8 protein-coding genes and 1 tRNA gene are annotated in these 12,584 nt (G+C 59.6%); 7 read left to right on the forward strand and 2 right to left on the reverse strand.

Going from position 1 to position 12,584, the window contains the following annotated elements:
- Window positions 1-1,242, reverse strand: coding sequence for a class I SAM-dependent RNA methyltransferase (locus tag AB1805_13215; protein MEW5746385.1), 1,242 nt, complete (start codon window positions 1,240-1,242; stop codon window positions 1-3).
- Window positions 1,243-1,468: 226 nt separating this feature from the next.
- On the opposite strand from AB1805_13215, the gene dnaJ reads away from it, so the two are divergent.
- The 7 genes from dnaJ (at window position 1,469) to AB1805_13250 (ending at window position 11,360) form a co-directional block, all read left to right on the forward strand.
- A complete protein-coding gene (gene dnaJ, locus AB1805_13220) occupies window positions 1,469-2,572 on the forward strand; it encodes a molecular chaperone DnaJ (GenBank protein ID MEW5746386.1) in 1,104 nt (367 codons plus the stop codon).
- Entirely contained in the window at window positions 2,565-2,918 is a 354-nt protein-coding gene (locus AB1805_13225; protein ID MEW5746387.1) for a MerR family transcriptional regulator, read from the forward strand. Before dnaJ ends, AB1805_13225 begins: the two co-directional genes overlap by 8 nt.
- A gap of 61 nt (window positions 2,919-2,979) precedes the next feature.
- Entirely contained in the window at window positions 2,980-5,625 is a 2,646-nt protein-coding gene (gene clpB, locus AB1805_13230) for an ATP-dependent chaperone ClpB (GenBank protein ID MEW5746388.1), read from the forward strand.
- 80 nt (window positions 5,626-5,705) lie between these two features.
- Window positions 5,706-6,164, forward strand: a complete 459-nt coding sequence (locus AB1805_13235; GenBank protein ID MEW5746389.1) for an Hsp20/alpha crystallin family protein — start codon at window positions 5,706-5,708, stop codon at window positions 6,162-6,164.
- A 201-nt stretch (window positions 6,165-6,365) separates the two neighbouring features.
- Window positions 6,366-6,441, forward strand: a tRNA-Asn gene (locus AB1805_13240).
- Window positions 6,442-6,468: 27 nt separating this feature from the next.
- Complete coding sequence (locus AB1805_13245; protein MEW5746390.1) at window positions 6,469-6,603, forward strand: GIY-YIG nuclease family protein; 135 nt, start codon at window positions 6,469-6,471, stop codon at window positions 6,601-6,603.
- Window positions 6,604-6,773: 170 nt separating this feature from the next.
- Complete coding sequence (locus tag AB1805_13250) at window positions 6,774-11,360, forward strand: PKD domain-containing protein (protein ID MEW5746391.1); 4,587 nt, start codon at window positions 6,774-6,776, stop codon at window positions 11,358-11,360.
- A gap of 190 nt (window positions 11,361-11,550) precedes the next feature.
- On the opposite strand, the gene AB1805_13255 is transcribed toward AB1805_13250, so the two are convergent.
- Entirely contained in the window at window positions 11,551-12,576 is a 1,026-nt protein-coding gene (locus AB1805_13255) for a zinc-binding dehydrogenase (GenBank protein ID MEW5746392.1), read from the reverse strand.
- Window positions 12,577-12,584 lie beyond the last annotated feature (8 nt).

A 12,584-nucleotide genomic window follows, 5' to 3' on the forward strand; every position in this document is an offset into this window, starting at 1 on the left:
TTACCGTAACCGCAGAATCGCGAGCGACTCTATATGATAGGTCTGCGGAAAGAAGTCGATCATGCGGACCGATTCCACGTCGTACCTGGCAGCTAACTTTTTCAGATCCCGTGCGAGTGTCGCCGGATTGCAGGAAATATAGACGATGCAGCCGGGCATGAGGGCGAGGACCCTTTCGACCGCCCGGTTCGAGAGCCCCAGCCGCGGAGGGTCGGTGATCAGGATATCGATACGTTCCTTTACCGCAAGCTGTTCTGCCGGCGACGTTACGAATCGGTAGTTCCTGATACGGTTGCGCTCCTTGTTACGCTCGCCGTCCTGAACGGCGGAGGGATTCTCTTCCAGGGCGATCACCGCTTCGGCCTCTCCGGCAAGGGGGAGGGAGAAGTTGCCGGCGCCTGAATAGAGGTCGAGAATCCTCTTGCCGCGAAGCGGCGAAAGACGCTCCCTGATGTACCTGACCACCTCGCGGTTGAGCTCCCAATGGCTCTGGAAAAAGCTCTGCGGCGAGATCGCGTACCCCAAACCGAGGAGGTCGAGCGTGATGCGGGGTTCCCCGACACAGAGCGTCCTCTTCTTGCCGATCTCGATACACGCCCCGGACAGGCCCGCGCCGAGCAGCGCGGCTCCGGCCTGTCCAGCGTCTCTCGGGGAACCGCTCATGCCTTTAAGCAGGGCGGTGACCCCGCTGTCCCCGCCTCCTGACGAGAGGTGAATCTCCTTGAAATCGAAGCTGCCGAGGAGCCTTCGCGCTGTTCCGAGCTGCGCATTGATCGTCTCGTGCATCAAGGGGCAGGACTCGATATCGACGACTTCCCGCGTCCGCTCCTTGTAAAATCCGAGTTTGCCCCCGGCTGCCTTGAACTGCCCCCTCAGCCGGTAATGCCAGGGGGGCTCGTGGATGAGAGGAGGAGCGAAGAGGGGATCCATTCCGGCGATGCGCCGCAGCGTACCCCGGAGGACCTCTTCCTTTATAAGCACCTGACGCTTATAGGATATATGTTGAAGCTGACACCCGCCGCATACGCCGAAATAGGGGCAGGATGGCGCCACCCGGTCAGGGGAGGGCTCGACGATGGTCACGGCCGCGGCCTTGCAGTAGTCGCTCTTCTCTTCCTCGATCCTGGCTTCGACACGCTCTCCGGGAATAGTCCCTTTGATCATGACGACTTTTCCTTCGAGAGTACCTATGGTAAGCCCGCCGTAGGCAGGATGCTCAGCGCTGATGGTTACTAACGGCATATACTCAAGTTTACCATACCGCTCGCATACCATTCCCCGCCCCCAACGCTCACCATTCTCACTAACTGCTATGAATTATCATTATTTCAGGAAATTCATGGCCCTCTGTATTTTTTGTTGCAACTCCACCGGGAAAGACTGATAATTATTTTACAGCATCTTGCGTAATATATATTGACACGATTCGACTAAAGAGGTATCATATGGAAAGAAAGAGGTGAAGACCATGGCGACGACCGTGAAGGACTACTACAAGGTACTCGGCATTTCCAAGGAAGCCTCGCAGGATGATATTAAAAAGGCGTTCAGGAAGCTTGCGCGCAAATATCATCCGGACCTGAACCCCGGCGACAAGGCTGCTGAGGAGAAGTTCAAGGAGGTCAACGAGGCCTACGCGATTCTCGGCGACCCTGAAAAGCGCAAACAGTACGACAGCGGCGGGATGAACTTCGAACAGTTCGGCGGAGCAGAGGGATTCAGGGGCTTTGGCGGCTTCGGCGGGTTCGAAGGCGGCGAGGGCTTCGATTTCAGCGATATCTTCGGCGATATCTTCGGCGGCGCACGGCCGGGAAGGACCGCGCATCATGCCCGGGGAGAGGATCTTGTGATGGGCATCGAGCTCACTCTGGAAGATGCATTCAAGGGGGTGACGAGGCCGATTACGATAACGAGAAACGCTGCCTGTCACGCCTGCGGCGGCAGCGGCGCCGAATCCTTCCAGACCTGCCCTACCTGCAAAGGAACAGGGCAGGCACAGGCGTCGCGCGGCTTCTTCCGGATGGCCCAGGTCTGCCCCGAGTGCGGCGGCACCGGCAAGAAGGTGACGGCGGTCTGCAAGAAGTGCGGCGGCAGGGGGACGACCGCGCAGACCGAGACCATGAAAGTAAAGATCCCTGCCGGCGTCGACAACGGCTCGGTGGTCCGGTTGAAGGGAAAGGGCAATAACGGCATCGGCGGCGGGCCTGCCGGCGACCTGCTCATCGAGATCTCGATCAGGCCCCACCCGATCTTCACCCGGAAAGGCGACAACATCCATGTGCAGCTCCCGGTGACCTTCGGAGAGGCTGCGCTCGGCGCAAAGGTCGAGGTGCCGACCATCGACGGCACGGCGGTGATGAAGCTGCCGCCGGGAACGCAGGGCGGCCAGCGATTCAAGCTCGCCGGCAAGGGCTTCCATCACCCCCGGACAAAGGCCCGCGGCGACGAGTTTGTGGAGATAAAGATCATCGTTCCCAAAAACATCCCCGAGAGCGCGAAAGAGGCGATCAAGGAGATCGAGTCCCTGTACAAGGAGGACCCGAGGAAGAGGATGGTGAGCGAGCATGTTTAGAAAGAGACAGGATAAGAGGAGCCCCGTCTACATGATAAGCGCGGTGTCGAGGATCCTCGACGTGCATCCCCAGACCTTGAGGATGTACGAGCGCGAGGGCTTTGTCTGCCCCCACCGCATCAACCGGCAGCGGCTCTATTCGGACGAGGATATCGAGCGGCTCGACCTCGTTATCAGGCTTACCAAGGAGCTGGGGGTCAACAAGGCGGGCGTGGATATCATACTCAGGATGAGAGAGCGGCTGAGCTCGCTGCATGAGGAGATGAACGATCTGCTGCGGTTTCTGGACGACGATATGCGGCGGGAGTTCGAGCAGCGGCTGCAGAAGATTTTCAGCGAGAAGTGACAAGGCTTTATTGCAGGGACATTATTTTTCGGATAGAGTGTTGCAAGAAGGAGGAATTACGATGAGACTGGATAAGTTGACTATCAAGAGCCAGGAGGCGCTGCAGGAGGCCCAGGCGACAGCCGAACGCAAGGGGAACCAGCAGCTCGATGTGGAGCACCTGCTTGCGGCCCTCCTCGAAGATGAAGAAGGAATCGTTTACCAGATACTCCAGCGGCTTGGGGTAAGCATCGACCAGCTGAAGGGAGATATCGGCAAGGAAATAGAAAAATTTCCCAAGGTGTCGGGCGCGGCGCCGATGGGGCAGCTCTACCTCTCGCCGCGGCTGAAGGCGGTGCTCGAAAAGGCGTTCGAGGAAGCGACCCATCTTACCGATGAATACATCAGCGTCGAGCACCTGCTGCTCGCGATCGCGAACGCCTACGGCCCTGCTGCCGAGATTCTCAAGAAGAACGGGGCAGCGCCCGATGCGATACTGAACGCCATGCAGGAGATCCGCGGCGTCCACCGCGTGACCGACCCGAATCCCGAAGAAAAGTACCAGGCGCTGAAAAAGTACGGCAAAGACCTTACCGAGCTGGCGAAGAAGGGAAAGCTCGATCCTGTCATCGGCAGGGATGAAGAGATAAGAAGGGTCATTCAGGTGCTTTCGCGGAGGACGAAGAACAACCCTGTCCTCATCGGCGACCCCGGCGTCGGAAAGACCGCCATCGCCGAAGGCCTCGCCCAGAGGATCGTTGCCGGCGACGTGCCCGAGACGCTCAAGGACAAGCGGCTGGTCACCCTCGATATCGGCGCCCTCGTCGCGGGGTCCAAGTTCAGGGGCGAGTTCGAGGAGCGGCTGAAGGCGGTGCTGAAGGAGATCGAGCAGTCCGAAGGCAAGATCATCACCTTCATCGACGAGCTCCATACGCTCGTCGGCGCGGGCTCAGCCGAAGGCTCGGTGGATGCCTCGAACATGCTCAAGCCCGCCCTGGCGCGGGGTGAATTGCGCTGCGTCGGCGCGACGACGATCAACGAATACCGCAAGTATATCGAGAAGGACCCGGCCCTGGAGCGGCGGTTCCAGCCCGTCCTCGTCAAGGAGCCTTCGGTCGAAGACACCATCTCGATCCTGCGGGGGCTCAAGGAGCGGTACGAAGTGCACCACGGCGTGAAGATAAAAGATTCGGCGCTCGTCGCCGCTGCGGTGCTGTCGCACCGGTATATAACGGACCGGTTTCTCCCGGACAAGGCCATCGACCTCATCGACGAGTCGGCGGCACGGCTGAGGATGGAGATCGACAGCATGCCCATCGAGCTCGACGAGATCGAGCGCAGGCTGCGCCAGCTCGAGATCGAGCGGCAGGCGGTGATGCGCGACGACGGCTCCGGGGACGCGCGGGAGAAGCTCGACAAGCTGGGCCGCGAAGCAGCCGAGCTCCAGTCGAGGAGGGATGCACTCAGGGCTCAGTGGATGGGTGAGAAGGAGGTCATTCAAAAGATCAGGGACATCAAGGAGCAGATCGAGAAGGCGAAGATCGAGTCCGATATGGCCGAGCGTGAGGGCAACCTCGCCAGGGCCGCTGAGCTGCGCTATGGAAAGCTCCTCGAGCTGCAGAAACAGCTCGACGAGTGGAGCAAGAAGCTCGCGGAGAACCAGGCGCGGCGGAGAATGCTCAAGGAAGAGGTGGACGAAGAGGACATCGCCGAGGTCGTCTCGAAGTGGACCGGGATCCCGGTCTCGAGAATGCTCGAGAGCGAGGTCCAGAAGCTGATCAAGATGGAGGACAACCTGAAGCGGCGGGTCATCGGCCAGCACGAGGCGATCGTGGCGGTATCGAATGCGATCAGGAGGGCCCGCGCCGGAATCCAGGACCCCAACAGGCCCATCGGCTCGTTCCTCTTCCTGGGGCCCACCGGCGTCGGCAAGACGGAGCTCGCAAAGGCCCTTGCCGAGTTCCTCTTCGACGATGAAACGGCGGTGGTGCGTATCGATATGTCGGAGTACCAGGAGCGGCATACGGTCTCGCGGCTGATCGGCGCGCCTCCGGGCTATGTGGGCTACGAGGAGGGCGGCCAGCTCACCGAAGCGGTGCGCAGGAAACCCTATTCGGTCGTCCTCTTCGACGAGGTCGAGAAGGCGCACCCCGAGGTCTTCAACGTCCTGCTCCAGCTCCTCGACGACGGGCGGCTGACGGACGGCCACGGCAGGACGGTCGATTTCAGGAATACCGTGGTCATCATGACCTCGAACATAGGCAGCACCCACATCCAGGAGCTGCTCGAGGAGCGGGCCCAGAGACCGGCCGCCTACTGGGTGGGCGAGGACAACAGCCTGCGCTCCAGGGTAATGGAGGATCTCAAGGCCTTCTTCAGGCCCGAATTCCTGAACAGGGTCGACGATATCCTCATCTTCAATCCGCTGAGCGAGGAGCTGCTGAAGAGCATCGTCGAGATCCAGGTGAACAGGATGAAGAAGTATCTCCAGGAGAAGAAGATCGATATAGCCCTGACCGATGCGGCAAAGGAGCACATCGCGAAGATCGGCTACGATCCGGTCTACGGCGCCCGGCCCCTGAAGCGGGCGATACAGAAGGAGATACTCAACCCCCTGGCGATGAAGCTCCTCGACGGCACCTTCAAGGAGGGCGACGTGGTCGAAGTGGACTACGCAGACGGCCATCTCGTATTCAACACGCTCGCAGTGGGAGAAGTGGTCGGATAATAAACAATCGGGAGCGGTTAACGCTGAGGGGGTCTCCTGCCTCGCCTTGACCGCTCCCGCAATCACATAAGGAGGCGGCTATGTCGGTTATGAAGTGGGGCCCGTTGAAGGAGCTCGAAGAGATGCGAAGGGATATGGACAGGCTGTTCGAGGAGTTCCTTTCCCCGGCGCGGAGGAAAAGGAGCTGGACACCGAAAACAGAGACGGGAGTCGTGGTTCCGAACATCGATATGTACGACCGGGGCACGGAAATCGTGATACGGGCCGAGCTCCCCGGCGTCGCGAAAGAGGACCTCGACCTCTCGATAACCAAGGAGGCCCTGGTTATCAGGGGCGAAGTAAGGCGGGAGGAAGAGGCGGGAGACGAGACCGTTTACCTGAGCGAGCGCAGCTTCGGCGCCTTCTCCCGGACCATCCCGTTGCCCGTCGAGGTCGAGAGCGAACGGGCGAAGGCGTCTTTCAAGAACGGAATACTCGAGCTGGTCATTCCAAAAAAAGAGGAGTCGAAGCCTAAAGAGATCAAGATAGAGGTTTCGTAGCGACCGTCAGCCTGTGGGATTGCAGTGCATTATTGTTACGGGCTCTCATTTGACAAGGTATTACTGTTTCTGATATAAAAACCTGATGCACTGAAAATTCCCGGGTAGCTCAGCCGGCAGAGTCCGCCTCAGGCGGATTAACCGCCCTACGGAGGGCCTGCCCGGAGATTGATAGTAGTGCAAAACAGGTGAAGTGAGATTTCCCGGGTAGCTCAGCCGGCAGAGCAGGTGGCTGTTAACCACCCTGTCGGGGGTTCGAATCCCTCCCCGGGAGCCACTCTCTCCGGCCTCGTAATCGGTTATCTTGCCCTATTTCGTTTACATAGTGAAGAGCGCCTCATCATCACAGTTTTATATAGGCCATACCGATAATCTCTCTCGCAGACTCGCCCAGCATAACGATCCTCGTTACCACGGCACGAAACACACTAAATGTTAAGTTTTCCGACATCATGTCGGAAAACTTAACATTTTTCTCCCACCCTGAACTGAAAAATCTTAGAAATCAGCAGAATAATCTTGTCAGGCAATGGCACATTGCTTGCAGTCAATTAACTGCAGGTTTTGCGTCTATTTTATCGCTTGTTCATATTAAGGAAGGGAGTAATCATGCGAAAAGAAAATGCGATATTCTTCTTTGCCATACTGTTTTTGATCCTCGGGTTGGCGCTGTTTTCTGACGGCGCTCCGGCCTGGGCCGCGCCGGAGGTCATCACTGTCCCCGCGAACTCCGCAGACCCGGCGATCCCCCATCTTGCCTATAACGGACACAAGACCACGCTCAAGGCGATTGCCCGGGGCTTTGCGAGCGTTGCCGAGGCCCAGTCTGCCCGCTTCCGCTGGGACATCGACGGCGACGGTTCCTTCGACGATGAACCTGACGAGGTGCTGAGGCAGTGCGTCGACGGCACACCCGAGGGGACGACGTGCTACGACCTCGGCAAGACAATCACGATCCCTACACAGGCGACGAACAGGTTCTTCCATTTCACCGTGCGCCTCTCGATACCGGGCCAGCCCGATGTCTTCGCCACCTACCCGATCTTTGTCCGGGCCGACGTTCCCGCCCAGACGGACCCGAGCAACAACGGCACGGCGCTGCCCCAGAACGCCACCGACGAGCAGCTCGAAGTGATGCGCGCCGTGGCCGTGGACGAGGCGCTCTGGTACCAGCACCTCAATATTGCCAATCGCGCCGGAACAGGCGCCGCCATCACGGGCAACATTCCCACAACCACCGGGGCCCCGCGCGCGACGGCCGCAGCGGCGCTCCTGCTTTATGAGAAGACAGGCCATCCGCCCGCCTATCCGGCCGGGACCTACAGCGGCGCCTCCCCCGCGGGCTTTGCCGACGCAAATGACTTCCGTTGGAACAACGACCCCTATGCCGAAGATGGGATTCGCCTGTTCAACTACCTGCTCTCGGGCCTGAACGCCATCGCTATCGACACCGTCGACGAGGCCGACGACGGCACCACCCCCATACCCGGCACGAACGACGGCATAGGGCTGTCGAGTCACTTCGGCTTCGCCTCTTTCTCAGTGTGGGCGGACGGCACGCTGCCCCTCGCCGCGATTTCCTATTCGGGCCTGGCGGGAACGGTGGCCCAGGTAGGCCACGCGACCTATGTCCAGGGCCGCAGCATCGAATTCATCGTGCAGCAGATGGCGGATTATATTGTTTACGCCCAGATCGATACCCCCGGCCTCCATTACGGCGGCTGGTACTACTTTCCCAACGGTCCCGAAGCCAATAACCACGAGGACTTCGTCCGGGGCATCTTCATGGGCCTTTCGGCGGCGCACGACGGCATGCGCGGCGACGGCGTCTACGTGAACAACCGCGTGCGCAACCGTGCAATGAGCTATTTCAAGTACAATCAGGATTCCACGTCGAAACTCGCCCTCTATGTGTCCGGCAGTAGATGGCTCGGCACGGGCAACTTCTCCGAGACCGGCGATACCCTCATCGCCCTCGGCTTCCTCGGCTGGAGCCAATACAATACTTCCGATGCAACGGTGCTCACCAACGATTACGCCGGGAACCCCATCACCAGGGGCCAGGCGAGGCAGATCTTCAATGATTATGTGACCGGCGTGGGCAGCAAGTGGCTCTCCTTCCAGGTCGACGGCGATAACTGGGTGTCGGGTCTCTTCTATAACGACAACGGCACCAACTCAACGCCCTACCTTCGGACCGATCGCATGGGCAACCTGCAGTCCATGTTCGGCTTCGCCGAGGCATTCGGGACACTGCCGAACGCGTCCGACTTCAGCGTGGTGGCCAACCACAACTGGAAGCGGGAGTTCTCAACCTATCTCATCCGCAACCAGTTCGGCGACGGCCACTGGCTCGACGCTCTCTGGCCGATCGGCAGCGTGCTCTACAGCCCCCGTTTCTACGGCCCCGTCCTGAGCACCTCCTATGCGGGCCTGACCCTGACGCCCAACTGGCTCATCCTGCGCCCCGTCGCCATGGGCAGCGCTTCGCCGCTTACGGTGATGGAAGGCTGCTACGGGGAAGGCAACGGCACTGTCACCTTCGGCCATGCGAACTCTTTCCATCTCGACCCTTCCGGGCAGATCGCCGAGTATCAGTGGGTATTCGATATGCCACCCGGGTTTGACTGGAACTCCGTCAACTGGAGCGCCATCCCGGACGGCAGCTACAGCGCCGACGGGAAGGCCTGGCGCGGCACCGACCCCAACGCAACGCCGACATACCAGTATTCCTTACTCGGCACCTATACGGCTGCCCTCAGAGTGGTGGACAACAATAATCCGGCGAAGACCGATGTGTTCAAGACCGCCATTACCGCTCTTGCGTCGCAGAACCTTGCTCCCACTGTGAGCGCCGGAGGCCCCTATGTCATCAATCTGGGCGACGGCCTCACCCTGAACGGAAGCGCTTCTGATCCGAACGAGGTATGCGGGGACACGCTCCGCTACGAGTGGGACCTGAATGGGGACAACGTAACCGACGCCACCACCCTCTCTCCCTCGTTTACGGCGGCGCAGCTGCAGGCATTGAACCCCCCGCTGGCAGGCGGCAGAATCTATACTATCAAGCTGACCGCCATCGATTCGTTCGGGGTCAGACAAATGGGCATAGGGGCTTCCACCACGGCGACAACGACGCTCACCATCTTAGATAACGTGCCCTTCGCAATAGCCGCCGCCACACCCCTCACCGCCACCTGCGGTCAAGCGGTGACCTTCGACGGCAGCGGTTCCTTCCACGGCAGCCCCTCACACAGCATCGTGAACTATGAATGGGACTTCGACTTCGACGGCGTCTTTGCCGCCGATGCTTCCGGCATTCAGACTACACATGGCTTTATATCGAACGGAACGCATAATGTCCTCCTGCGGGTGACGGATGATAATGTTCCGCCCAAGACGGCCTTCGCAAGGGTCTACGTTACGGTCAACGCGGGGAACATGCCCCCTGTGGCAAACGCGGGAGGACCGTATAATGTGGAACTCGGCCAGACGGCAGCGCTCACCGGCAGCGCCTCCGCTGACCCCAACGCCCCCTGCGGCGACAGCATCGTCAGTTACTATTGGAAGATCGATAACGGGGCGATTATCCTCACCGGCGCTGCACCGCCGCTCTCGGGGGCGCAGATAGCCGCCCTTGGTGTGGGGACGCATTCCGTCCAGCTCACCGTAACGGACACCTTCGGCGCAACGGGCACGGCCTCGACGACGCTGACGATCACCAACAGCGCCCCGGTGGCGAGCTTCACCGCACAGCCTAATCCCGCAGCCTGCGGCCAGACTGTGCAGTTCGACGGCACCGGATCGAGCGGACAGGGCATCAGCTATGCCTGGAGCTTCGGCGACGGCGCAACAGCAACCGGGGCAGCGGTAACCCATGCCTACACAGCTTATGGAACATATACGGCTACCTTGACCGTAACCGATAGCAGTAATCCACCAAAGACGGCGACAAGTACGGGAGTAATCAATGTCAATCAAGGGAATGTTGCACCGATAGCTAACGCGGGCGGTCCGTACACAGCTGACCTCGGGAGTACAGTCGTCCTCAACGGCAGCGGGTCAACCGATCCGAACACCTCCTGCGGGGACAGTATCGTGATCTATCAATGGAGCATCGGCAAAGGAGCGATTAATTTGACCGGAGCGACACCGTCGCTGAGCGCAGCGCAGGTGAACGCGCTCGGGGTGGGAACTCATGCCATCATGCTGAGGGTTACCGATTCCTTCGGGTCTATCGCCCTATCGTCGACGACCTTGTCGATCTATGACAACACTCCCGTTGCCAGCTTCACGGTCAGTCCGAACCCGGCAGCCTGCGGCAAGGCAGTGGCGTTTGACGCCAGCGGCTCGCATCACAACCATCCTGACCGGGGCCTCGTGAGCTACGCCTGGAGCTTCGGCGACGGGACAAAGGACAGCGGCGTTACAGTTTCGCATGCTTACAGTGCCTATGGGTCGTATAAGGCGACGCTCACAGTGACCGATAATAACAATCCCGCGAGGACGGACACGTCCGCGATAGAGGTCAATATCAATCAGGGAAACCTGGCGCCGGTGGCGAACGCGGGCGGACCGTACTCTATTGATCTGGGCAGCGGCTTGGCACTGAACGGGAGCGCGTCATCCGACCCTAATACCTCCTGCGACGACAGCATCGTGAGCTATCACTGGAATATCGGCAACGGCACATACATCCTGACGGGCGCAACGCCGGCACTCTCGGCAGCGCAGGTGAACACACTGGGCGTCGGAACCCATTCGGTGCAGCTCACGGTGACGGACACCTTCGGCGCTACCGGCACGGCCTCGACGACGCTGACGGTAGCCTCTCTCGTCTACCGGGTATCGGGCACTGTCTTCATCTACCCCGAGACCACGGCCTACCGCGCGACCTTCTCGATTGATACCGTGACCGGCCCCACGCCGACAGGCTCGCTCAGGTACTACTACGCTAAAACGAGGATGAACTTCGTGAGCACCGGGATCACCTCAGCAGCGGTGTCAGGCAACACAGCTGTTATCAATGGAACCGGCACCGCCAACGGCGCCGGTGGCTACACCTTCACCGCCGTCGTGACCGATGGGGCGCCCGACAGCTTCGGCATCACCATCCGGAAGCCCGACGGCAGCGCGTACTATGCGGCAGGCCCGATGAGCATCGGCGGCGGCGACCTGCTGATACAGATGCAATAAAGGAGGCAAGGGAGTCCGTTGACATCATGCATTCTGAATAGCTCTTGTTGCTTGGAGGTACTGTATCGCGTCGAGAAGTGTGCGGGGGGATGCGCAGCCGCATCCCCTACTTCCTGATGCTCAACTAAGGGTTATTCGTTAAAAGTCTTACAGAGCGTCGCGCCCGAAGAGCTTTCTTTCCTCTCTTCTCCTAAATCGTGACGATTATCTTCCCGAAGAACTGCCTGCTCAGCAGTTTTTCGTACGCCTTCTGCGCATCGTCCATCGCATACACCGAATCGACCACCGTCCGCAGGTGGCCGGGGAAGAGCTTCAGGCAATTAACGAAGGCTGCCTTCGGCCCCATGTAGACGCCGTGAATCGTTATGTTCTTTCCGAAGATATAGCGCAGGCTCACCGCTGCCTCGTCCCCGCTCGTCGAGCCGAAGGTGACGACCTTGCCGCCCCGCTTGACGCTCGAAAGGGACTTGTTGAAGGTTGCAGCGCCGACATGATCGACGGCGATATCGGCCAGTCCGCCGCCGGTGATCCGTTGCACCGCCTCCGCAAAATCTTCCTTCTTATAATTGATGACGTGTTCAGCTCCCAGGCTTTTTGCTTTTTCACCTTTCCAGTCATCACCCACCGTGGTTATCACCCGTGCGTTGAAGAGCCGGGCGACCTGAATGAGCGCTGTGCCGGCGCCGCTTCCTGCGGCATGTACCAGCACGGTATCGCCCTGCCCGATACCTGCCCGCAGCACGAGGGAGTTCCATGACGTGGTGTAGGTAATGCCGATGCCCGCAGCCTCCTCGAAGGTGAGCCCCTCGGGCTTTTTAAAGATGTTCGCTGCGGGAACCTTTGCATACTCAGCCGCTACACCATTCTGTATGACCCCGAGAATTGAGAAATCATCACATTCATTATCTCTTCCGCTGAGACAACGTTCGCAGAAGCCGCAGGAGAGCCCGGGATAAACGATCACCTCTTCGCCGGGAACGATACCGGTCACCGTGCTCCCGACCTCCTCGACGATTCCCGAAGCATCGGAGCCGAAGATATGGGGCAGGGAGATGTGGGCCGGGTACTTGCCTTCCATCACCCAGATATCGAGGTGATTCAGGGCAAAGGCCTTGATCCTGACCAGCACCTCATCATCCCCGACCTCCGGCATCGGCATATCGCCGGCTTTGATCCCCCGGTATCCCTCGAGCGTATCATAGTAGAGAGCCTTCATGGAAATCC

This window comes from Nitrospirota bacterium (assembly GCA_040752355.1).
Lineage (GTDB): Bacteria > Nitrospirota > Thermodesulfovibrionia > Thermodesulfovibrionales > Dissulfurispiraceae > JBFMCP01.

Excerpts from the sequence above, each read along its gene's own strand:
- AB1805_13215 (MEW5746385.1), bottom strand. The coding sequence starts at position 1,242 with ATGCCGTTAGTAACCATCAGCGCTGAGCATCCTGCCTACGGCGGGCTT.
- dnaJ (MEW5746386.1), top strand. The coding sequence starts at position 1,469 with ATGGCGACGACCGTGAAGGACTACTACAAGGTACTCGGCATTTCCAAG.
- AB1805_13225 (MEW5746387.1), top strand. The coding sequence starts at position 2,565 with ATGTTTAGAAAGAGACAGGATAAGAGGAGCCCCGTCTACATGATAAGC.
- clpB (MEW5746388.1), top strand. The coding sequence starts at position 2,980 with ATGAGACTGGATAAGTTGACTATCAAGAGCCAGGAGGCGCTGCAGGAG.
- AB1805_13235 (MEW5746389.1), top strand. The coding sequence starts at position 5,706 with ATGTCGGTTATGAAGTGGGGCCCGTTGAAGGAGCTCGAAGAGATGCGA.
- AB1805_13250 (MEW5746391.1), top strand. The coding sequence starts at position 6,774 with ATGCGAAAAGAAAATGCGATATTCTTCTTTGCCATACTGTTTTTGATC.
- AB1805_13255 (MEW5746392.1), bottom strand. The coding sequence starts at position 12,576 with ATGAAGGCTCTCTACTATGATACGCTCGAGGGATACCGGGGGATCAAA.